At 34.1% G+C, this 23,729-nt stretch carries 25 protein-coding genes; 6 read left to right on the forward strand and 19 right to left on the reverse strand.

The annotated features are described in order from the left end of the window. Positions 1-11 precede the first annotated feature (11 nt). The 19 genes from rpsH to rpsL form a co-directional block, all read right to left on the reverse strand. Positions 12-410, reverse strand: a complete 399-nt coding sequence (gene rpsH, locus M4I23_RS11385; protein WP_158844902.1) for a 30S ribosomal protein S8 — start codon at positions 408-410, stop codon at positions 12-14. A 70-nt stretch (positions 411-480) separates the two neighbouring features. After that, positions 481-750: a 30S ribosomal protein S14 gene (rpsN, locus tag M4I23_RS11390; protein WP_158844905.1), complete on the reverse strand. Its 270-nt coding sequence runs from the start codon at positions 748-750 to the stop codon at positions 481-483. 3 nt (positions 751-753) lie between these two features. Further along, positions 754-1,305, reverse strand: a complete 552-nt coding sequence (rplE, locus tag M4I23_RS11395; protein ID WP_158844908.1) for a 50S ribosomal protein L5 — start codon at positions 1,303-1,305, stop codon at positions 754-756. Between the two features lie 2 nt (positions 1,306-1,307). Next, on the reverse strand, positions 1,308-1,619 hold the full coding sequence (gene rplX, locus M4I23_RS11400; protein WP_158844911.1) for a 50S ribosomal protein L24: 312 nt from the start codon (positions 1,617-1,619) through the stop codon (positions 1,308-1,310). A gap of 16 nt (positions 1,620-1,635) precedes the next feature. Then, complete coding sequence (rplN, locus tag M4I23_RS11405) at positions 1,636-2,004, reverse strand: 50S ribosomal protein L14 (protein WP_158844913.1); 369 nt, start codon at positions 2,002-2,004, stop codon at positions 1,636-1,638. A gap of 2 nt (positions 2,005-2,006) precedes the next feature. Then, on the reverse strand, positions 2,007-2,264 hold the full coding sequence (rpsQ, locus tag M4I23_RS11410) for a 30S ribosomal protein S17 (RefSeq protein ID WP_034043311.1): 258 nt from the start codon (positions 2,262-2,264) through the stop codon (positions 2,007-2,009). A gap of 12 nt (positions 2,265-2,276) precedes the next feature. After that, positions 2,277-2,468 carry a 50S ribosomal protein L29 gene (gene rpmC / locus M4I23_RS11415; RefSeq protein ID WP_069831954.1) on the reverse strand — a complete coding sequence of 64 codons (192 nt, stop codon included), beginning with the start codon at positions 2,466-2,468 and terminating at the stop codon, positions 2,277-2,279. A gap of 13 nt (positions 2,469-2,481) precedes the next feature. Then, on the reverse strand, positions 2,482-2,901 hold the full coding sequence (gene rplP / locus M4I23_RS11420; protein ID WP_158844916.1) for a 50S ribosomal protein L16: 420 nt from the start codon (positions 2,899-2,901) through the stop codon (positions 2,482-2,484). Positions 2,902-2,921: 20 nt separating this feature from the next. Next, positions 2,922-3,650, reverse strand: coding sequence for a 30S ribosomal protein S3 (gene rpsC, locus M4I23_RS11425; RefSeq protein ID WP_042499130.1), 729 nt, complete (start codon positions 3,648-3,650; stop codon positions 2,922-2,924). Between the two features lie 7 nt (positions 3,651-3,657). Continuing rightward, the gene (gene rplV, locus M4I23_RS11430) at positions 3,658-4,065 is read right to left on the reverse strand and encodes a 50S ribosomal protein L22 (RefSeq protein ID WP_158844918.1); all 408 of its coding nucleotides are present in this window, start codon (positions 4,063-4,065) and stop codon (positions 3,658-3,660) included. A 6-nt stretch (positions 4,066-4,071) separates the two neighbouring features. After that, complete coding sequence (rpsS, locus tag M4I23_RS11435) at positions 4,072-4,350, reverse strand: 30S ribosomal protein S19 (RefSeq protein WP_044399704.1); 279 nt, start codon at positions 4,348-4,350, stop codon at positions 4,072-4,074. A gap of 3 nt (positions 4,351-4,353) precedes the next feature. Next, positions 4,354-5,181 carry a 50S ribosomal protein L2 gene (rplB, locus tag M4I23_RS11440; protein WP_158844921.1) on the reverse strand — a complete coding sequence of 276 codons (828 nt, stop codon included), beginning with the start codon at positions 5,179-5,181 and terminating at the stop codon, positions 4,354-4,356. 10 nt (positions 5,182-5,191) lie between these two features. Next, a complete protein-coding gene (gene rplW / locus M4I23_RS11445; RefSeq protein WP_042499124.1) occupies positions 5,192-5,482 on the reverse strand; it encodes a 50S ribosomal protein L23 in 291 nt (96 codons plus the stop codon). Positions 5,483-5,487: 5 nt separating this feature from the next. Next, positions 5,488-6,117 carry a 50S ribosomal protein L4 gene (rplD, locus tag M4I23_RS11450; RefSeq protein WP_158844923.1) on the reverse strand — a complete coding sequence of 210 codons (630 nt, stop codon included), beginning with the start codon at positions 6,115-6,117 and terminating at the stop codon, positions 5,488-5,490. Next, positions 6,117-6,734 carry a 50S ribosomal protein L3 gene (rplC, locus tag M4I23_RS11455; RefSeq protein ID WP_158844926.1) on the reverse strand — a complete coding sequence of 206 codons (618 nt, stop codon included), beginning with the start codon at positions 6,732-6,734 and terminating at the stop codon, positions 6,117-6,119. The genes rplD and rplC overlap by 1 nt, the downstream gene beginning before the upstream one ends. Positions 6,735-7,127: 393 nt before the next feature. After that, on the reverse strand, positions 7,128-7,433 hold the full coding sequence (gene rpsJ / locus M4I23_RS11460; RefSeq protein ID WP_007650482.1) for a 30S ribosomal protein S10: 306 nt from the start codon (positions 7,431-7,433) through the stop codon (positions 7,128-7,130). Positions 7,434-7,445: 12 nt separating this feature from the next. Then, positions 7,446-9,572: an elongation factor G gene (gene fusA, locus M4I23_RS11465; RefSeq protein ID WP_158844929.1), complete on the reverse strand. Its 2,127-nt coding sequence runs from the start codon at positions 9,570-9,572 to the stop codon at positions 7,446-7,448. 3 nt (positions 9,573-9,575) lie between these two features. Further along, on the reverse strand, positions 9,576-10,052 hold the full coding sequence (gene rpsG, locus M4I23_RS11470; RefSeq protein ID WP_042499115.1) for a 30S ribosomal protein S7: 477 nt from the start codon (positions 10,050-10,052) through the stop codon (positions 9,576-9,578). Between the two features lie 21 nt (positions 10,053-10,073). Beyond that, entirely contained in the window at positions 10,074-10,448 is a 375-nt protein-coding gene (gene rpsL, locus M4I23_RS11475) for a 30S ribosomal protein S12 (protein ID WP_042499114.1), read from the reverse strand. 297 nt (positions 10,449-10,745) lie between these two features. Between rpsL and M4I23_RS11480 the strand changes: the two genes are divergently transcribed. The 6 genes from M4I23_RS11480 to M4I23_RS11505 all read left to right on the forward strand — a co-directional run bounded on the left by M4I23_RS11480 (position 10,746) and on the right by M4I23_RS11505 (position 23,725). Next, positions 10,746-12,440, forward strand: coding sequence for a POTRA domain-containing protein (locus M4I23_RS11480; RefSeq protein WP_249754465.1), 1,695 nt, complete (start codon positions 10,746-10,748; stop codon positions 12,438-12,440). A 117-nt stretch (positions 12,441-12,557) separates the two neighbouring features. Continuing rightward, complete coding sequence (locus tag M4I23_RS11485; protein WP_249754466.1) at positions 12,558-15,812, forward strand: SusC/RagA family TonB-linked outer membrane protein; 3,255 nt, start codon at positions 12,558-12,560, stop codon at positions 15,810-15,812. A gap of 12 nt (positions 15,813-15,824) precedes the next feature. After that, complete coding sequence (locus M4I23_RS11490) at positions 15,825-17,252, forward strand: SusD/RagB family nutrient-binding outer membrane lipoprotein (protein ID WP_249754467.1); 1,428 nt, start codon at positions 15,825-15,827, stop codon at positions 17,250-17,252. A gap of 27 nt (positions 17,253-17,279) precedes the next feature. Then, positions 17,280-18,491, forward strand: coding sequence for a hypothetical protein (locus M4I23_RS11495; protein WP_249754468.1), 1,212 nt, complete (start codon positions 17,280-17,282; stop codon positions 18,489-18,491). Positions 18,492-19,032: 541 nt separating this feature from the next. Next, positions 19,033-22,140 carry a SusC/RagA family TonB-linked outer membrane protein gene (locus tag M4I23_RS11500; RefSeq protein WP_158844943.1) on the forward strand — a complete coding sequence of 1,036 codons (3,108 nt, stop codon included), beginning with the start codon at positions 19,033-19,035 and terminating at the stop codon, positions 22,138-22,140. Between the two features lie 10 nt (positions 22,141-22,150). Beyond that, positions 22,151-23,725, forward strand: coding sequence for a SusD/RagB family nutrient-binding outer membrane lipoprotein (locus tag M4I23_RS11505; protein ID WP_249754469.1), 1,575 nt, complete (start codon positions 22,151-22,153; stop codon positions 23,723-23,725). The last annotated feature ends 4 nt before the right edge of the window (positions 23,726-23,729 follow it).

Here is a 23,729-nt window from a genome sequence, read left to right on the forward strand (position 1 = left end):
TGGTTTAAAAATTAGTGAACGTAACATAATACTTCGCCACCTACATTATCTCTTTTGGCTTGTTTACCTGTCATTACTCCGTGAGAAGTAGAAACAATAGCAACACCAAGTCCATTCAAGATTCTAGGCATATCATTAGAACCAGAATACTTACGTAAACCTGGCGTACTAATACGTTGAAGTTTTTTAATTACAGGCTCTTTCGTGTCCTTATTATACTTAAGTGCTATTTTAATAGAACCTTGTACAGAAGTGTCATCAAATTTGTAACTTAAAATATATCCTTGTTCGAATAATATTTTAGTAATGTCTTTCTTTAAATTAGATGCTGGGATCTCTACCACTCTGTGGTTAGCACGCACGGCATTTCTAATTCTTGTCAAATAATCCGCAATTGGATCTGAGTACATAATGAATTGATTTTGTGATCTTGGTTTTCAACGTTGGTGTTGAACCTAAAATCTGATTATTTAAATAATATTACCAACTAGCTTTTCTTACACCAGGGATAAGACCTTGATTGGCCATTTCTCTGAATGTTACACGTGAAAGTCCAAAAGTTCTCATGTAACCTTTTGGTCTACCCGTTAATTTACATCTATTATGTTGACGAACAGGAGATGCATTTTTTGGTAACTTTTGTAATGCTTCATAATCGCCAGCTTCTTTTAAAGCTTTACGTTTCTCTGCATATTTAGCTACCGTTTTTGATCTTTTTACCTCACGGGCTTTCATTGATTCTTTAGCCATATCTTAGTTCTTTTGAAAAGGTAATCCTAATTCGGTTAATAATGATTTTGCTTCTTTATCAGTATCAGCAGTCGTTACAAATGTAATATCCATACCTGAGATTTTGTTCACTTTATCAATGTTTATCTCTGGAAATATAATTTGTTCAGTAACTCCTAAATTGTAGTTACCACGTCCGTCAAATCCTGTAGCTTTTATTCCGTTGAAATCTCTAACACGTGGAAGTGCAGAAGTAACTAAACGATCTAAAAACTCATACATACGCTCACCACGTAAAGTAACTTTTGCCCCAATTGGCATACCTTTACGTAATTTAAACGATGCAACATCCTTTTTAGATAATGTTGAAATAGCTTTTTGTCCGGATATAGTACTTAACTCTTCTACTGCGTAGTCGATTAGTTTCTTATCTGCAACGGCCGCACCTACACCCTTAGATATTACTATCTTAGAAAGTTTAGGAACTTGCATTACATTTTTATATCCAAATTCGTCTGTAAGAGCTGCAATTACTTTGCTTTTATACTCTTCTTTAAGTCTTGGTGAATATGCCATAACTATATTACTTCATTAGATTTTAATGAAAATCTTACTTTTTTGTCGCCTTCTACTCGGTATCCAATTCTCGTTGCTTCTCCTTTCGAAGTTAGCAAAGATAAGTTAGAAATATGAATAGCTGCTTCTTTTTCTACGATTCCTCCTTGAGGATTTTGTGCACTTGGTTTAGTATGTTTCTTCACCATGTTTACACCCTCAACAATCGCTTTGTTCTTTTCAATCAATACTTTTTGAACTGTACCTTCAGATCCCTTGTGATCTCCAGCAATAACTCTTACAGTATCTCCTGTTTTTATTTTAAGCTTTCCCATCTTAATATTTTCTGTATTAAAGCACTTCTGGTGCTAATGATACAATCTTCATGAATGATTTATCACGAAGCTCTCTAGCAACAGGACCAAAAACACGAGTTCCTCTCATCTCACCCGTTGGGTTTAATAAAACACATGCATTATCGTCAAATCTTATATAAGATCCGTCTGGTCTTCTTACTTCCTTCTTTGTACGCACAACTACTGCTGTAGACACGGCTTTTCTCTTAATGTTTCCATTAGGAGTTGCATCTTTAACAGAAACAACTATTTTGTCTCCTACAGAAGCATATCTTCTTTTAGTACCTCCTAAAACACGGATAACTAAAACTTCTTTTGCTCCAGTGTTGTCTGCTACTTTTATTCTTGATTCTTGCTGTAACATAATTATTTAGCTCTTTCTAGGATTTCTACTAATCTCCAGCATTTAGACTTAGATAAAGGTCTTGTTTCCATGATCTTTACTTTATCACCAATGTTGCAGTCGTTTGTTTCGTCGTGTGCTACGTACTTTTTCGTTTTTAATACGAATTTTCCATACATAGGATGTTTTACTTTTTTAACCTCTGCAACAACTATTGATTTTTGCATTTTGTTACTAGTAACAACTCCTATACGTTCTTTTCTTAAATTTCTTGTTTCCATCTTTCAGCAGAATTATTGTAATTCTCTTTTAGTTAATTCGGTCGCAATTCTAGCTACACTTCTTCTTATAGAACGTAATTGAATTGGATTTTCTAAAGGAGATATTGCATGAGCCAATTTTAGGTCTGAATAACTCTTTTTTGTTTCACCAAGTTTCTCTTGTAACTCGGCTACAGATAATTCTTTAATTTCTGATTGTTTCATAATATCAAATAAATTATGCTTCGTAATCTCTAGCGATTAAAAACTTAGTTTGTACAGGTAGTTTCTGTGCTGCTAAACGTAATGCTTCTTTTGCAACGTCTAAAGGCACTCCACCTATTTCAAATAATACTCTTCCTGGCTTAACAACAGCTACCCAATATTCAACGGCACCTTTACCTTTACCCATACGTACTTCAAGAGGTTTCTTTGTAATAGGCTTATCTGGAAATATTTTTATCCAAAGTTGCCCTTCTCTTTTCATGTAACGTGTAGCGGCAATACGAGCTGCTTCAATTTGACGTGATGTTAAAAAATTCGAGTCTAACGATTTTATTCCAAAAGTTCCACTTGAAAGTTGGTGCCCTCTTCCGGCATTACCTTTCATACGTCCCTTTTGTTGCTTACGAAATTTTGTTCTTTTAGGCTGTAACATTTTTCTTTATTTATAAAAAATTACTTTCTACGACGAGGTTTGTTATCTCTGTTTCCGCCACGTCCTCCGGCTCCACCTTTTCCTTGCTTCTTAGATAATCCAACAAGCGGAGAAAGTTCTCTTTTACCATATACTTCACCTTTCATGATCCATACTTTTACACCCAATCTACCATAAGTAGTGTGTGCCTCAACTAAAGCATAATCAATATCGGCTCTAAAGGTTGATAAAGGAATACGTCCTTCTTTGTAGTGTTCTGAACGTGCCATTTCTGCCCCGTTTAAACGTCCACTAATTTGGATTTTAATTCCTTCAGCATTCATACGCATTGTAGCAGCAATAGCCATCTTAATTGCACGTCTGTATGAAATTCTATTTTCAATTTGACGAGCGATGCTTGATCCTACTAAAAATGCATCAAGTTCAGGTCTTTTAATTTCAAAGATATTAATCTGAACTTCTTTTTCAGTAATCTTCTTAAGCTCTTCTTTTAACTTGTCTACCTCTTGGCCACCTTTTCCGATAATAATACCAGGTCTAGCAGTAGTGATAGTAACGGTTACAAGTTTAAGAGTTCTTTCGATAATTACTCTACTTACACTAGCTTTAGATAAACGCGCGTGAACGTATTTTCTAATTTTATCGTCTTCGGCAAGCTTATCTCCATAATCATTACCTCCGTACCAGTTAGATTCCCATCCTCTGATAATACCTAAGCGATTTCCGATTGGATTTGTTTTTTGTCCCATATCTATCTTAGCTTTGTGTGTTGTTTTTTGCTCCTACTACGATTGTTACGTGGTTAGAACGTTTTCTGATTCTGTGTGCACGACCTTGAGGTGCTGGACGTAATCTCTTTAACATAGATCCGCTGTCAACAGTTATCTCTTTCACGATCAATTCAGCCTCTTCAATGTTAGCTTCTTCGTTTTTAGCTTGCCAGTTTGCAATTGCAGACAGTAACAATTTCTCTAAACGTCCAGAAGCTTCCTTTTGGTTGAATTTTAAAATATTAAGTGCATGTTCTACCTTTTCGCCTCTTACTAAATCGGCTACTAAGCGCATTTTTCTCGGTGATGTAGGACAGTTATTAAGTTTAGCAAAAGCAACGTGTTTTTTTGCTTCCTTAATAGCGTCTGCCATTTGTTTTTTACGACTTCCCATAGCTTACTACTTTTTACCTTTATTTTTAGCACCTGCATGTCCACGGAATGAACGTGTTGGTGAAAATTCTCCTAATTTATGACCTACCATGTTTTCAGTAACATATACTGGAACAAATTGACGGCCATTGTGTACTGCGATAGTTTGTCCAACAAAATCCGGAGTAATCATAGAGGCTCTAGACCATGTTTTGATTACCGTTTTCTTGTTAGCTTCAACATTTACAGCTACTTTCTTTTCTAATTTATAATGAACGTAAGGTCCTTTTTTTAGTGATCTTGCCATGTCTTATTTCTTTCTACGTTCTACAATATATTTATTACTTGCTTTAGTCTTAGAACGGGTTCTGTAACCTTTAGCTGGAATACCGTTTCTAGAACGAGGATGTCCACCAGAAGATTTACCTTCACCACCACCCATTGGGTGATCGACTGGATTCATAACTACTGGTCTAGTACGTGGTCTTCTACCTAACCATCTTGTTCTACCTGCTTTACCACCTACTAATAATTGGTGATCAGAATTAGATACAACACCGATAGTTGCCATACAGTTAGCAAGAATTAATCTTGTTTCACCAGAAGGTAATTTTACCGTAGCAAATTTACCATCTCTTGCCATTAATTGAGCAAATGCACCAGCACTACGAGCCATAACAGCACCTTGACCTGGACGTAACTCTAAACAAGAAATTATAGTTCCTAATGGAATTTCACTTAATGGCATTGCATTTCCAATTTCTGGAGCAACACCTTCTTGACCAGATACTACATTTTGCCCAACCTGAAGTCCATTTTGTGCAATAATGTATCTTTTTTCGCCATCTTGATAATTCAATAATGCAATAAAAGCTGTTCTGTTTGGATCGTATTGAATTGAAGCAACTTCACCAGGAATACCAGCTTTGTCTCTTTTAAAATCGATAATACGATACTTTCTTTTATGACCACCACCAATGTAGCGCATAGTCATTTTTCCTTCACTGTTTCTACCACCAGATCTTTTGTTCGGAACGAGTAAACTCTTTTCCGGCTTATCAGTAGTAATAGCATCATAGCCGTTTACTACTCTAAATCGCTGTCCTGGGGTGATTGGTTTTAATTTTCTTACTGACATTTGTCTTTAATTACATGTTACTGTATAAATCAATCATTTCACCTTCCGCCAGTTGTACAATTGCTTTTTTAACTGCATTTGTTTTACCATGTTGAATACCAGTTTTAGTAAACTTGGTACTACGATCTGGACGGACATTTATAGTACGAACTTTTTCAACAGAAACACCATAAGCAGCTTCCACCGCTTTTTTGATTTCTACCTTGTTCGCCTTAGTCTTCACCGAGAACGTATAGCAGTTTCTCAACTCGCTATTAGCTGTCGCTTTTTCTGTGATTATAGGTTTAATTAAGATACTCATTGTTTCTATTTACTTAAATTTGTTTCAATTCCTGCTAAAGCGCCTTCTAAAAGAATCACTTGATTTGCGTTCAGTATTTTATAAGTACTTATTTCTGAAGAAGTTATCACCTCAGAGCCTTTTAAATTACGTGACGACAAATATACGTTTTTATTAGCCTCACCCAACACAAACAGTGACTTTTTGTTCTCTAAATCTAGAGCTTTTAAAACAGCTGTAAAGTTTTTAGTTTTTGGAGACTCAAAACTAAAGTCTTCTAAAACTACAATAGACTTCTCTCCTGCCTTAATACTAAATGCTGATTTACGAGCTAGTCTCTTAAGGTTTTTATTAAGTTTGAAGCTGTAATTTCTTGGTCTTGGACCGAACATACGACCACCACCTCTAAACACACCAGACTTAATAGAACCTGCACGAGCTGTACCAGTACCTTTTTGCTTTTTAATCTTACGGGTAGATCCAGAAATCTCAGCTCTTTCTTTAGCCTTGTGAGTTCCTTGACGTTGGTTTGCTAAGTATTGTTTAACATCCAAGTATACCGCGTGATTATTAGGCTCAATAGCAAACACATCGCTAGAAAGGTCTGCCTTTCTACCTGTGTCTTTTCCGTTTATATCTAAAACTGCTACTTTCATTATTTTCTAATAATTACATAAGAGTTTTTATGGCCAGGAACACATCCTTTAACCACAAGTAGGTTCTTTTCAGCAACTACTTTTAAAACTTTTAAATTTTGAACTTTAACTGTGTCTCCACCCATTCTACCTGCCATTTTCATGCCTTTAAAAACACGAGCAGGGTAAGATGCAGCTCCAATAGACCCCGGCGCTCTTAAACGGTTATGTTGACCGTGAGTAGCTTGACCTACACCACCGAAACCATGACGTTTTACAACACCTTGAAATCCTTTACCTTTTGATGTACCAGCAACGTCAACAAATTCGCCTTCGGCGAAATGATCAACAGTGATTGCATCACCTAATTTGTACTCCGAATCAAAACTTTTGAATTCAACGATTTTGCGTTTCACAGAAGTACCCGCTTTTTTAGCATGACCTAAGTCTGCTTTAGTAGCGCTTTTTTCTGTCGCGTCATCGAAACCAAGTTGAATAGCTGCATAGCCGTCAACCTCTTCAGTTCTGACTTGGGTAACGATACATGGTCCAGCTTCGATTACTGTACAAGGAATGTTTTTCCCGTTTTCATCGAAGATGCTGGTCATACCGATTTTCTTTCCAATTAACCCAGACATATTTAATTATTTATTAATGATTTACTATTTATTAAAAACATTTAAGGCTGAAAATACGTTTCAGCCTTGAAGTGTATTTTTACCGTTTTTCCCGCAACCGCATTGGTGGGACATGTAAATATGGAGCAAAACTCCCTATTTTGAGCATGCAAATGTAGAGTTTTATTTCGGTTTAAAAAAATGATTTTCAATTAATTCTGTATAAAAACATCATAACCATATTATTAATCTATTTTGTCTCAAAATCCAATATTTCTATCACCCTCCAAAAACATAGTAAAACCTGATGAAATCAATGTAAAATTTCGATTTCAAAAAAAAAAAGCATCAGAATAAAATAATTATCCTGATGCCTCTAATTTTTATCTATACAAGTATAAACTTGTAATTAAACTATACTTTAATCTCTACTTCAACACCACTTGGCAACTCTAATTTCATTAAAGCGTCGATAGTTTTAGAAGATGAAGAGTAAATATCTAATAATCTCTTGTAAGAGCTTAATTGAAATTGTTCTCTCGACTTCTTGTTAACGTGAGGTGAACGTAATACAGTGAAAATTTTCTTGTGTGTTGGTAATGGAATTGGACCAGTTACAACAGCACCTGTACTTTTTACGGTTTTTACAATCTTATCAGCAGACTTGTCTACTAAGTTATGATCGTAAGACTTTAATTTTATTCTGATTTTTTGACTCATTTTCTTAACTTTTTAAGATTGTTCTCCTTTAGCAGCCTTAATAACTTCTTCAGATATATTAGAAGGTGTTTCAGCATAGTGTGAAAATTCCATAGTTGATGTTGCTCTACCAGAAGATAATGTTCTTAATGTAGTAACATAACCAAACATTTCTGATAATGGCACAGTAGCTTTTACAGTTTTTGCTCCAGCTCTATCACCCATATCACTCATTTGTCCACGTCTTCTGTTTAAATCTCCAACAATGTCACCCATATTTTCTTCAGGAGTAATTACCTCAAGTTTCATAATAGGTTCCATGATTACAGCTTTTGCAGCTTTAGCACAGTTTTTAAATCCTAATTTAGCTGCTAATTCGAAAGAAAGTTGATCCGAATCCACATCGTGGTAAGATCCATCTCTCAATGTTACTTTCATAGCATCTATTTCGTAACCTGCTAAAGGTCCGTTAACCATCGCCATTTTAAATCCTTTTTCAATTGAAGGTATAAATTCCTTAGGAACGTTACCACCTTTAATTACAGATTCAAATTGAAGTCCTACAACGCCTTCATCTGCTGGTCCAACCGTAAATACAATATCAGCAAATTTACCACGACCACCAGATTGTTTCTTATAAACTTCTCTATGATCCGCTACAGCTGTAATAGCCTCTTTATATTCAACTTGTGGTTGACCTTGATTAACTTCTACTTTAAACTCACGTCTTAAACGATCTACAATTACATCTAAGTGTAATTCACCCATTCCAGAAATAATAGTTTGTCCTGAAGCTTCGTCTGAACGTACAGTAAATGTAGGATCTTCTTCAGCTAATTTAGCTAAGCCCATTCCTAATTTATCAACATCAGCTTTAGTTTTAGGTTCCACTGCGATACCAATTACGGGATCAGGGAAGTCCATAGATTCTAAAACGATTGGGAATTTTTCAGCCGAAAGTGTATCTCCTGTTTTGATAGATTTAAATCCAACAGCAGCTCCAATATCTCCAGCTTCTATAAAATCAATTGCATTTTGCTTGTTAGCATGCATTTGGTAGATACGAGAAATACGCTCTTTTTTACCAGAACGGTTATTTAAAACGTAAGAACCCGCATCTAAACGACCAGAATACGCTCTAAAGAAAGCTAAACGACCTACGAAAGGATCGGTAGCAATTTTAAATGCTAATGCAGCGAAAGGTTCGTCTACACTTGGCTTACGCAATTCTTCTTTTTCTGTATCAGGATTCATCCCTACAATACCTTCTTTATCCATAGGAGAAGGTAAATAACGACATACAGCATCTAATAAGAATTGTACACCTTTATTTTTGAAAGCAGAACCACAAATCATTGGAATGATAGCCATATCCATTACAGCAGCTCTAAGTGCAGCATGCACTTCATCTTCTGTAATAGAATCTTCATCTTCCATGAATTTCTCTAGTAAGTCTTCATCATAACTAGCTACTTCTTCAATTAGCTTAGCACGTAGAATTTTTGCTTCTTCTTTAAGCTCTTCAGGAATATCAACAACATCAAATGTTGAACCCATTCCTTCTTCATGCCAAACAATAGCTCTGTTCTTAACTAAATCGACAATACCTTTAAAGTTTTCTTCGTCACCAATATTCAAAACAATAGGCACTGCATTAGAACCTAACATTTCTTTTACTTGGCCACAAACCATCATAAAATCAGATCCTTGACGGTCCATTTTATTAACGAATCCTATTCTTGGCACTTTATAGTTATCAGCAAGTCTCCAGTTAGTTTCAGATTGTGGTTCAACACCATCCACTGCACTAAATAAGAATACTAAACCATCAAGTACACGTAAAGATCTATTTACCTCTACAGTAAAATCTACGTGACCTGGTGTGTCAATAATATTAAAATGGTAGTCCTGAGCTTCCGCTGTTGGCTCACCATTTTCCATAGGGAATTTCCACTCACAAGTTGTAGCAGCAGACGTAATAGTAATACCACGTTCTTGCTCTTGCTCCATCCAGTCCATTGTTGCAGCACCATCATGTACTTCACCAATTTTATGAGAAACTCCTGTATAATAAAGAATACGTTCTGTAGTAGTGGTTTTTCCTGCATCAATATGTGCAGCAATACCAATATTTCTTGTTAATCTTAAATCTCTTGCCATGTTTTAGAATCTAAAGTGAGAGAATGCTTTATTTGCCTCTGCCATTTTGTGAGTATCTACTCTTTTCTTAACTGCTGACCCTTCTTCTTTAGCTGCTGCTAAAACTTCTGAAGCCAAACGTAAAGCCATAGATTTTTCGTTTCTTTTACGTGAATAGCTAATTAACCATTTCATTGCCGTAGATACTTTACGGTCTGGACGAATTTGCATTGGAATTTGGAATGTTGCTCCACCAACTCTACGACTACGTACTTCTACGTGAGGCATAACGTTAGATAAGGCATCTTTCCAGATCTCTAAAGCTGTTTTTTCTTCGTCTGTTTTCTTTTCTTCTACTATTGCAATTGCATCATAGAATACTTTAAAAGCTACCGACTTTTTTCCATCCCACATCATCATGTTAACGAAACGAGTTACTAACTGGTCGTTAAATTTAGGGTCTGGTAAAAGCGGTCTTTTTTTCGCTGCTCTTTTTCTCATTTCTTCTTCTTAAAGTTTTAATTACTTCTTAGGGCGTTTTGCTCCGTACTTAGATCTACGTTGTGTTCTACCTGCAACACCTGCTGTGTCTAAGGCACCACGAACGATGTGATATCTAACTCCTGGCAAATCTTTTACCCTTCCACCTCTAACCAATACTATCGAGTGCTCTTGTAAATTGTGTCCTTCACCACCGATGTATGCATTAACCTCGTTACCGTTTGTTAAACGAACCCTTGCTACCTTACGCATTGCTGAGTTAGGTTTTTTAGGTGTCGTTGTGTAAACACGAGTACACACACCACGTCTTTGTGGACACGAATTTAAAGCAGCCGATTTACTCTTCTTGGTTATTTTGGCTCTTCCTTTTCGTACTAATTGTGAAATTGTTGGCATATATTTCTATATAATATTTGTTAATCCTCTTCTTAGAGGGGTGCAAATGTAGTAATTAAAATTAATTATTCAAATCGTAATTCGTTAATTTTTAAGAGTTTTAGAAAAAAGAAGCCATCTAGATATTAAATTTGTACTTTTTCCGTTAGATTTACATGGAGATTAGTTTATAAAATTAAAAAAGAATACGACCATAATAGAAACAGTTTTAGTACATAAAACAAGAAACATTTCATTAAAATAAACCTAATAAATTATTTAGCTATTCAACAAAAAACATCAATTCTTTAAATCATTTTGCAAAAAACTTTTATTTCTTTTCTTATTATATTTTTATTCTTTTCTACGGAAGTGCTTTGCCAAACTTTATATTTAAATATTGATGGAAAAAATAAGAATGAAACCCAAGTAATAGATTCTTTAAACTATATAAAAACGCACAAAGATTTTTTTTCGATTAAATCGGAAGTTGAATTTATTCAAAATACACTCTTTAAAAAAGGATATATTGAAAATGAAGTTTCTGAAATTTCAAAAATTAACGATTCTGTCTTTGCTACCTCTATCAATTTAAAAACAAAATTCAGTTCGATAAACATCTATTATGATAACCGCTTAATTGAAACATCTATTTTAAATCAAATTTCGAATAAAGTTTTTGATGATTATTTTGAATTACCTTTTCAGCAAGTAGAAAATGCTTTAAATTTTATTAATTCAAAAATAACTAAAGATGGGTTTCCTTTTTCAAAATTAAATCTATCAAATATTTCAACTGAAAGCAAAACCATATTAAAGGCAGATTTGGTTATTAATTCTTCCGAAGAAAAAAGAACCATTAGTAATATCATTATTAAAGGTTACGAAAAATTTCCTCGCTCCTATTTAAAACACTATTTAAAAATAAAGAAAAATCAGGTTTTCGATTTAAACTCAATAAAAAATAAAACAAAACAGCTTAATGATTTACGTTTTGCTAACCAAATAAAATCGCCTGAGGTTCTGTTTTCAAAAGATTCAACATCATTATATTTATACCTCAAAAAATCTCAGAGTAATAATTTCGACGGTTTTTTAGGTTTTGGAACGAATGAAGACACCAATAACATTGAATTTGATGGCTATTTAAATCTAAGTCTAACAAATAATTTAAATTTTGGAGAATCTTTTCAGTTCCTTTATAAGAGCGACGAGAACGATCAAAAAACATTTGACATCAACGCGTCTCTACCTTATTTATTTAAAACACCGATTGGAGTCGATTTTCAATTACGCATTTTTAAACGAGATTCTTCCTTCACTACCGTAAATCAATCTGTAAAACTTCATTATCAAATAAATTCTAAACATAAAATTTACGTAGGTCTAACAAATTTAGAGTCCAACAATTTACTATCCTTAAATACCACACCCAACATTGTTGATTATAATACATCCTATTACACCTTGGCTTATGAATACATAAAGCCACAATCGGAAAATTTACTCTTTCCCGTGAACAGTAAATTATATTTTGAAACCGACTTTGGAACTCGAAAGCAAAGTAGTTTATCACAAAACCAAACACAATTTTTTATTGATGCGTCTAAAATTTTTAATTTAAACCATAAAAACAGTTTTTATACACGAATAAACGGGTCGCTACTATCATCTGATGATTATCTCGAAAACGAACTTTCTCGATTTGGAGGTATTAATTCCATTAGAGGTTTTGAAGAAAATAGTCTTTATGCTTCCTTATACGGATTACTTAACACAGAGTACCGTTACCAAGTAAGCAACTCAATCTACATTCACTCAATAACAGATGCTGCATATTTTGAGAACAAAATTTTAAAAACCAAAGAAAAACTGTTTGGATACGGCTTTGGATTTGGTATTTTAACTAAAGCTGGCATTTTTAAATTTAACTATGCAAACGGCAAATTGCAGAATCAAAAATTTAAACTATCCAATTCTAAGATTCACATAAGTTTGACTACAGTTTTTTAGTATTTTTTTGACATATCTATAAAACTGTAATATAATTCTTAATTTTTAACTCTTATTTATTGTTTTATCTGCATATTATGGCCACTTTTGACATTAACTAATTCAAATAACTATAAAATGAAAACAAAGCTTAGTGGAATGCTAACGCTATTACTAGCGTTTGTTGTGCAACTAACGTTTGCACAAGAAAAGACAATTTCAGGAGTAATCTCGGATAATGCTGGCTTACCCTTACCTGGAGCTACTGTCTTAGTAAAAGGAACCTCCTCAGGAACTTCAACAGATTTCGATGGTAAATATTCAATAACAGCTAATCAAGGAGCTACTCTTGTTATTAGTTTTGTTGGATACACCAAAACAGAAATAACTATTGGAGCTTCCAAAATTATTAATGTAACAATGGACGAAGATGCAGCAACTCTAGATGAAGTTGTTGTAACTGCTTTGGGTATTAAAAGAAGTAAAAAATCTTTAGGATACGCAACACAAGAAATTGGAAATGAAGAAATCGCTACTGTAAAGGAAGCAAATGTCCTTAATCAACTTTCTGGTAAAGTTTCAGGTCTTTCTATACAAAGAACGAACAACCTTGGTGGTTCTACCAATGTTGTAATTAGAGGCCAAACTTCGCTAACAGGTTCAAATCAAGCATTATTTGTTATTGATGGCGTGCCAATTTCTAACAGAAACACAAACACAGGAACACAATCTCAAGGATCTACTGGTTACGATTACGGTAATCCTGTATCAGATTTAAACCCTGATGATATTGAGTCTATGAATGTTCTAAAAGGATCTGCTGCGACAGCGTTATATGGTTCTAGAGCATCAAACGGTGTTATAGTAATTAATACTAAAAAAGGTAAAGGATCTAATTCTAAAGATTACTCGGTAACAATATCTTCTAATGTTAGTACTGGAAGTATAGACAAAAGTACTTTTCCCGAATTCCAAACAGGATACGGAGCTGGTTATGGCGGAAACGATTATAATTTCAAATCAGAAGATTTTAATGGAGATGGAACTATTGATAACTTTGCTAACGTAAACGACGATGCTTCTTTTGGACCTAAATTTGATTCTAGCTTATATTTAACTCAATGGGATGCATTATACCCACAATTAACAGATACCTATGGAGTAGCAAGACCTTGGGAAGCCACTAAAAATGGTCCTATTACATTTTTTCAAACTCCTACTTCTTTTACAAACTCAGTTTCTGTAGCTAAAAGATTCGATGCTGGGTCTTTTAGACTATCATACTCTAACTATGATGCTAGCGGCATACTACCAAATAGCTCACAAAACAAAAATACTTTTTCTTTAGCTGCAACTGCTAAATTAACAGAAAAATTAGAAGCTACTGGTTACGCCACTTATATAAACACAGCAACTGTAGGTAGAAACTCTACAGGATATAATGATAATATAGTTGGTTTTATGCGCCAATGGGGACAAAACAATGTAGATTTCAAAAAACAAAAAGATGCATACTTTTTAACACGTGAAAATATTACATGGAATCCTAAGTCTCCTACAAATCTAACACCTATATATTGGGATAACCCATATTGGACACGTTATGAAAACTACCAAAATGATGGTAGAAATAGATTTACAGGTTATGCTGAATTAAAATACGACATTATAGAAAACCTTAGCATAACAGGTAAAGCCTCTGTAGATCAATATAGCGAAATACAAGAAGAACGAAGAGCTGTTGGATCTGTAGCTACTGCCTTTGGTATTAATGAAGGAAGCGATGGTAGTTATAATAGAAATGATCAAACCTCAGGATACTTAAGAAGAAATATAAACTCAAGAGAAACAAACTTAGATGCATTAATGAACTACTCTAAAGACTTCTCTGATGATTTAAGTTTTAGCGCATTTTTAGGTGGAAATATCAGGAACAGTACTTTAAACATGGTAACAGCCGCAACTAATGGAGGCCTTAAAGTACCTGGTGTATATTCGCTTCAAAATTCAACGGATGCATTACCTAACCCTAAAGAAAGAGACGAAACTATAGAAGTTCAAAGTTTTTTTGCTGGAACAACTTTTGGGTATAAAAACTACCTGTTTTTGGAAGGTACTATACGTCGAGATAAAACGTCTACACTGCCTACTGAAAACAACTCATACTACTACCCTGCAGTTTCAGGATCTTATATCTTTTCTCAAAACTTAAACATTCCTTTTATCAAATTTGGTAAATTAAGAGCTAACTGGGCGCAAATTGGAAACGCTACTAGTTTTGATCAAATAAACGACACATACACCAGTTTAACATCTTTTCAAGGAAATGCTGCTGCTGCTGTTAGTAATTCAAAGAAAAATCCAGATTTAAAACCTGAGATTTCAAAATCTTACGAAGTAGGTTTAGAAATGAAGTTTTTAAAAAACGCAAACCTTGGTTTTGATATCGCTTTATATAAAACAAACACTACAGATCAAATTGTACCTGTTTCAGTAAGTGAGAGCACAGGATATGTTAGTAAAATTATAAACGCAGGAGAATTAGAAAATAAAGGTATCGAATTATCTGCTTTCTCTGAATTCGACATTACTAAAGATTTTAAATGGAAGTTGAATGTAAACTGGTCTAAAAACGAAAACACCGTAGTGTCTTTAGCGGATGGATTAGATGAATTATTATTAGGTTCTTTTAACGCACAAGTAGTTGCTAGAATAGGAGAATCTTACGGAGCTTTAAAAGGAAGTGATTATACATATAACGAAAACGGTGAAAAAATAATAGGTGCAAATGGTGTTCCTGTTGCTAGTAGCTCAGATCAGATTATCGGTAACGGTAATCCAGATTGGTTAGCTGGTGTAAGAAATACGTTTTCTTATAAAAACTTAACTTTTAGTTTCTTTATAGATATTAGACATGGTGGAGATATGTTCTCTTTAGATCAACGTTATGGGCAAGCTACGGGAGTTTTAGCTAGCTCAGATTTTATTAACGATTTAGGAAACCCTGTAAGAAACACACTTGCCAATGGTGGTGGATTTATTTATGATGGCGTTTTAGCCGATGGTACACCTAATACCACAAGATTAGACGCTAGTGGTTTCGGTAGCACGGGTTACCAAACACTTCCTTTAAGTGAATTTGTTTACGATGCTTCTTTCGTTAAATTACGAGAGGCTAGTTTATCTTATAATTTCCCTAAAGATGTTGCTTCTAAATTATCATTAGATAACCTATCTGTAACAGTTGTAGGTTCGAACTTATGGATTATCCACAAAAATATACCTGACGCAGATCCTGAAACAGGTTTTGGTGCAGGTAATATTCAAGGTCTTTCATCTGGATCACTGCCTACTACGAAGAATTATGCACTTAATGTTAAACTTCAATTTTAATACATAAGAAAAATGAAAAAAAATATAATAATAGCACTTATAGCTTTAGTCTCACTTTCTTGTACTAAAGATTTAGAAGAGCTTAACGTAAACAAAAAAGATTTTGCAGTAACGACTGATGCATCTCTTTTTACAAGCGCCCAGTACAAGTTATTTAATCAAATGACGGAAACGAGTGTTAATGAGAATATTTTCCGTCTCATTGTTCAAAACTGGACAGAAACAACCTATACAGATGAAGCAAACTATGATTTAAAAACAAGGAATATTGATGAGTATCATTGGGAAACATTATACCGAGATGTTCTAAAAAACTTTAAAGAATCTAAAAGCTTAGTTTCAGGTCTTCCAGATGTGCAAACAAATAAAACAGCGACTATAGAACTTTATGAGATTTACACTTACTACGTTCTAGTAACTTCATTTGGAGATATTCCATACACAGAAGCATTAGATATAGATATTTTAAATCCAGTTTTTGATAAACAAGAAACAATCTTTAATGATTTACTTGTTAGACTTGATGAAAATGTAATTTCAAAATTTATAACCGATGAAGTTGGTTTTTCAACATCTGAAGATATTGTTTATAATGGAGATATATCAGAATGGTTAAAATTCGCAAACTCTTTGAAACTTCAAATGGGTATGTTAATAGCCGATTCCGATCCTGCAAAAGCAGAAACTATAGTAAATGAAGCAATAACTGCTGGTGTTTTCACTTCCGCAGACGATGATATGAAAATTGCTTTTGAAAGTGCAGCACCATACACAAACCCAGTTTATGCAGCATTAGTATTATCTGGACGTGATGATTATGTTCCTACAAACACTATTGTAGACATGATGACAACTTTAAACGATCCCCGAAGAGATGATTATTTTACATTATATAACGGTGTTTACAAAGGAGGTATTTCAGGAGAACTAAACTCATTCAGTCAGTACTCACATGTATCTGATAAAATAGGTCAAGATCCAACATTAGAAGCACCATTAATGACTTATTATGAAGTTGAATTTTTATTAGCAGAAGCTATTGAAAGAGGTTTTATTACAGGAACTACAGAAACACATTACAACAATGCAATTGCTGCTTCTATCAAATATTGGGGAGGAACTGATGCGGAAGTTGATACTTACTTAGGACAAGGAAGTGTCGCATATAGCAGTGCAGCTGGTAATTACAAAGAAAAAATAGGAACTCAAAAATGGTTAGCACTCTACAATAGAGGTTTCGAATCTTGGACTGAATGGAGACGATTAGATTTTCCATTATTAACAGCACCAGAAGACGCGAAAACGACTAACAACCAACCTCCTTACAGGTTTACGTATCCAACGGTTGAACTTTCTTTAAACGGATCTAATTTAAACGATGCTAGTACAAGTATTGGTGGAGATGAATTAGAAACAAAACTATTTTTTGATAAACTTTAATTAAAAACAGTCATAAAAATATAAATTATGAAAAAACTTAAAATATTTTTTATTTTACCCATATGTGTTCTTTTTTCTTGTAACGAAGACGAAGGGGAAATCAGTTACACAGATTTAGGCGCTAATATAATTTTAAACACGTCTAGCATAAGTAATCTAGACGAAAACCATACTATGGAATTTTCGATTATTACTGCAGACGATGTAACTGTAACCGATATGGAAGTAGTAATAGGAACAACTACAGTTAATGCTTCTCTTTCTGGAGACACAGCTACCTTTAACTCTTCATTATTTGGGACACTAAACCGCTTTAAAGTAGATGATCCTGAAACAAGTCAAGATGAATCGAAAGAAAAAATTAGCAGTGTTGAAGCCAATACAATTTCTACACTTTCTAACGGAAAGCCTTATTCAAAAGATTTTACTGTAAAAATCAATAAAGCACTTTCTCTAGAAAAAGGTTTAGAAGCCATTATCTATAATACTACAGTAGAAGATACTTTAATATTTGAAGCTGCTACAAAATCTGCAATAATAGATAACATATCTTTAGAATGGAAAAAAGGTAAAGAAGGAACCTATGCTCCTACTATGCCTCTTGGATCAGCTTTAAATGTTGATGGTGACGAAATTATTTTCACTAATTTCACAGACGCATCTTACGGTTACAACCTAGCTGTAAAAGATACCCTTTACTATAGATTTATAGCTACTAGCGGAACTTTAACAGATTCATTAGAAACTTACATGCCAATAATCAGTCAAACGTTTGAAACCAGTAATAAATTAACTTTAAGCTCAGACCTTACTAAAAACAAATTGAATTTAGATACTGCTACTTTTTATACAGACTCTAATACTGATGATGGTGAAATTAAATTCAAAAGCCCAACAGGCTTTGAAAAAGAAGGAACTACAGATATTGATTTTGTGAAAGTTGGAGATTTATCTGGAGAAAGCGATTACTATAATACTGTAGAAAAACTTTATTCTGAAAAAGATTTACTAATAGCAAAAAGATTATACGACGCGGGAACAAAAGCTACAGAAGTTAGCGCCACAGCAAATGGTGATCTTTATATCTATAGAATAACTCGAGTTGTTACAAAAGAAGGAGAACCTGACACAAACGTTACTGAGTATGGTATGATTAAAATTGGTGATGTTCTTACCACTAATGGAGGAACAACCTTAACAGAAATCGATATTGAATTTGGCGAAGCTGAAGTAAAATAACAAACATAAAACTTAATAAGTTATATAAAAGGGACTATCTTTTCAGGTAGTCTCTTTTTTTTGTGATAGCTTAAATTATATTCGAAAACAGTTAAAACAAAGATATATCCTACAATAATTTATTGAAAAAAGAATACATTCTAACTCCTAAGCTAAAAGTTTAAGTAAAAAAGATCGATAATATATACTTCAAATAGAAAAATAATATCCCAAAATTTTTAATTCTAATAATAAAAAGATTAATAAAATAGCCGGAAAGATAATTAATGGGTATTAAAAAACTTACACAAACACCCCGTCAATCCTAACTTATAAAAGAAATCTCTCTTATTTAAAATAAATTATGCAAACGGCAAATTGCAGAATTGAAAATTTAAACTATCAAATTCTAAGATTAACATAAGTTTGACTACAATCTTTCAACTAAAACCGTAATTATCATTAAAATTCGCACTCAAAAAGCAAATTTTAACCATTATTTATTGTTTTATTAACTTTTTATTGTGATTTTTGGCATTGACTAATTCAAATAATTATAAAAATGAAAACAAAGTTTAGTGGAATACTAACGCTACTATTAGCGTTTGTTGTGCAACTAACGTTTGCACAAGAAAAGACAATTTCTGGAACAGTATCAGATGATTCTGGTTTACCGTTACCAGGAGCTACAGTCTTAGTTAAAGGTACTTCAACAGGTACTTCAACAGATTTCGATGGAAAATATGCAATTAAAGCAAAACAAGGTGCTACCTTAGTTTTTAGCTTTGTTGGGTATGCTAAGAAAGAAATTGCTGTTGGATCGTCCAAAACAGTTAACGCAACAATGGCAGAAGATGCCGCTGCTTTAGATGAAGTTGTTATTACAGCATTAGGAATTAAAAGAAATGCAAAAGAGCTTTCCTATTCTGTATCAACTTTAAAAAACGAAGACATTACAAAAACAAAAGCTGTCAACGTTGCTACCGCTATGGTTGGGAAAGTTGCAGGTTTACAAATTAACACAACTAATAATGGTGTTAACCCAAGTACTAGAGTTGTATTAAGGGGTAACAGATCTTTATTAGGAAACAATGAAGCACTTGTTGTTATTGATGGTTTTCCATCAGACAGAGGTGTTTTAGACCGTATTAATCCAAACGATATTGAAAGCATTAGTGTTTTAAAAGGAGCGAATTCGGCAGCACTTTATGGATCTGAAGCAACCAATGGTGTTGTTTTAGTGACAACAAAAGGTGGTAAAGGAAAACTAAAAGTGACTTATAATGGATCTTTTCAAGTAGAGAATGCTGCTTACTTACCTGAATTCCAAAATGAATTTGGTGTTGGTGGTTTTCCTGATGGAACTTTATTTCCTTTAGAAAATGTTGCTTGGGGACCTCGTTTTGATGGTCGTTTAGTAGATGCTAGTGAAACCTTAGATAATGGTGAAGTTTGGCAAGTACCTTACACCGCTATCGAAGACAATCATAAAGATTTCTTTAAACAAGGTAGCACTACTAGACATGGTGTAACAGTAAGTGGAGGTGATGAAACTAGCACTTTTTTAATGTCTATTGACCAAACAAATACAACAGGTATTGTACCTAACGACGCTTACAACAGAACAAACTTTAGATTAAAAGGAAGTAAAAAATACAACAAATTAAGTGTTGGTGGTAACTTATCATTCTTTAGATCTCATTCAAATGTTGTTGGTGCAGGTGGACGTCAAGATAGACCATTATACTGGAATATCATAAACACACCATTACACATACCAATTCAAGAATTAAAAAACTGGCAAACTGGTAAATTCACAAGAAACGAAACATCTTACTTTGCATTCTACGAAAACCCTTACTTTATAGTAGATACACAAAGACTAAAAAGCGATATCAATGAATTTAACGTTCTTGCTTTTGCAGATTACGAAATTACAGATTGGTTAACTGCATCTTTAAATGTTGGTTATACAGGATCTAATACAACTACAAAAAGAGAATACGGAGCATTTACATACGCTTTCGAATTAGAAAATACGTATGCAAGAATGGATGAGTATGGCGCGCGTACTGCAGATGCTATGCTAAATACCTCTAGATTGAACACAGATTTCTTATTAAGATTTGATAAAGATCTTTCAGAAAACTTTAATGTTAAGTTTACAACAGGTCAAAATACAAGAATTGAAGATAGCCAGGCGATTGCGGTTGCAGGTAACGATTTAATTATTCCTGATTTTTACAACATCTCTACAATAACAGGTAACATTCAAAGTGGTGATTTCCCTGATTTTGGTTCTGGAAACCAAAGAACTCGTAACTACAGAAGAATGAGTGTTTATGGTGATTTAACTTTAGGCTATAAAGACTATTTATTCTTAACTGGTACTGGTAGAAATGACTGGTCTTCAACTTTACCAAAAGACGGTAACTCATTCTTTTACTATGGTGTTGGTTTATCTTTTGCTGCTACCGATGCATTTGATATTACATCTGATAAAGGGTTAAGCTATTTAAAAGCTGCAGTTAACTTAACAAAAACTGGTAATGATCCAGGACTATATGCAACTCAAGGTACATTCTTTGCTCCAACAGGTTTCCCTTACGGAACTACAGTTGGTTTATCTCAAAGTAGTACAGTACCAAGTCCTTCTTTAAACCCAGAGTTTACAACTTCTTTAGAGGTAGGTTTAGAAACTGGTTTTTTCAAAAACAGACTTACAGCTAACTTTACAGGGTATAAAACAAACTCAACAGATCAAATCGTAAATGCTGATGTATCTTATGCATCTGGTGCATCTAGAGCAACAGTAAACGTAGGAGAAATTGAAAACTTAGGTATAGAAGTAGATTTAAACGGAGTTATTTTAAAGTCTGATAACTTTAAATGGGATGTTGGTTTAACTTGGACAGCAATTAAATCTGAAGTTATTTCTTTAGCTGATGGTGTTGATGAGTTAAGTCTTGGTGGTTTTGATTCTGCTCAAGTTATTGCTAAAGTAGGAGAGCCTTACCCACAATTAAGAACAACAGCTTATTTAAGAGATGATGAAGGAAGAGTTATTGTTGGTGACGATGGAGATCCAATTCAAGATCCAACTAACCAAATTCAAGGTAAAACAACTCCTGATTATATCTTAGGAATGAACACCAACATTAGCTACAAAAACTGGAATTTATATGCGGTTGCAGATTACAGAACTGGACACGTATTTTATAACGCTATTGTAGATGCTATTGAATTTACAGGTTTATCTCAACACAGTGCAACTGCAGGAAGACAAGCTTTCGTTTTCCCTAACTCTTCTTACTCTGATGGTAATGGAGGTTATGTAGCTAACGACAATAGATTAACAAGTGGAGGTGGTAACGCTTTCTGGGATGAGTACGGAGAAATTAAAGAAAACTACGTTTCTGATGCGACTACTTTAAAACTTAGAGAGATTTTATTGTCTTACACTTTCGATGGTGATGTTTTAAAAACTATTGGTGTGGATGATTTATCTATTGGTGTTTTTGGAAGAAACTTAGTGACTTGGAGACCAGCATCAAATGTTACTACAGATCCTGAATTCAACTTTACTACTGGAAATGCAGTTGGTGTAGGTGACCAAAATCAAACAGCTCCTACAAGACAGTTTGGTATGAGTGTAAACTTAACATTCTAAAAAAATAAAAATGAAAAATATAAAAATGAAAAAAGCAATTTTATCCCTTTTTGCACTAGCGATAGTTAGTGTAAGTTGCGATGACTTTTTAGATGTCAACGAAAACCCTAATGACCCGGCAATATCGACACCGAGTTTAACTTTACCTGTTGCTCTTGAAGACTTTGGCGAATTAAACGGTCGTACTATGACTTACTTAGGTAACTCATTAGTAGTTAACTGGGCAACACCATCTAACTGGTCTGCAAACTCTATATATAGCAGATACAACTTCAGTGCTGATGATTTTTCAAATATCTTTGAAACGTCTTATGCAACAATTTTCAAAAACCTTACATATATTGAAAATTACGAAGATCCTTCTGGTGCAGTTGATTATTCTAACTATAAAGCAATTTCTAAAATTGTAAAAGGTTTTCAATATCAATTATTAGTTGATTTATATGGAGACGTTCCTTACACAGAAGCTAACTTTAGAGGAGACAATGCAACTCCTGCTTATGATGATGCTGAAACTATTTACAAAAGTGTAATTGAAGATTTAGGAGCAGCTGTAGCTTTAATTAACAGCACTGACACAGCAGAAGACCCTGGAACACAAGATATTATATTTGAAGGCCACATGGATTACTGGGTTGAATTTGCTAACAGCATTAGATTAAGAATGCTTGTAAGAATGAGCAACACAGGTCAAGATGCTTATATTGCTACTCAAATAGCTGATATAAATGCTAATGGTGGTGGCTACATACATGCTACTGCGGGTGTTAACCCTGGCTACACAGCAAATGAAGATCAACAAAGTCCTTTCTACGATTATTTTGTACAACCAAATGGTGCTGAACAAAACAGAAAAGATTTTACGGTTGCTTCAGATTATACTCTTGCTTTTTTAACAAACGCAAATGACCCTAGACTTGAAAGACTTTATGAAGAAGCTGCTAATGGTGGTTATAAAGGAGCAGAACAGTCTACTATCTTACCTGGTGTAGGATTTACATCTGCTGATTTATCAAAAGTTGGACCTGGCCTTTTAGTAAGTGCAGATCAAGATCAAATTGTAATGTCTGAAGCTGAAGCTTTATTTGTACAAGCAGAAGCTACTGTAAGAGGATACTTATCAGGTGGGGATGCTGCTGCTCAAGCTTTATATGAAGCTGCAATTGAAGCATCATTTGTACAATTAGGAGTAGAACCAATTGAAGCCGTAGAGGCTGTAGAGGCAGACCCAACGGCTACACCTCCAATTGAAGCTGTAGAAGCTGTAGAGGCTGTCTCTGTTATTGGACGCGCTCAAAATTACTACAATCAAGATATTATAAATATTAGTTGGGATAATTCAACTGACAAAATTCAAGCTATCATGACTCAAAAATGGATAGCATTAAACGGAACGTCTTCTATAGAGTCTTGGATTGATTTAACAAGAACAGGTTTCCCTGCTAACTTACCTATTCCTGCAGAGTCTGATGGTGTTAGACCAGTAAGATTATTATATCCATCTTCAGAATATGCTAGAAACGTCAACAACGTACCTACACAAGCTGCAGGAGATGTATTTACTAACGCTCCATTTTGGAAATAAAAAA

The organism is Algibacter sp. L4_22 (assembly GCF_023473045.1).
GTDB lineage: Bacteria > Bacteroidota > Bacteroidia > Flavobacteriales > Flavobacteriaceae > Algibacter.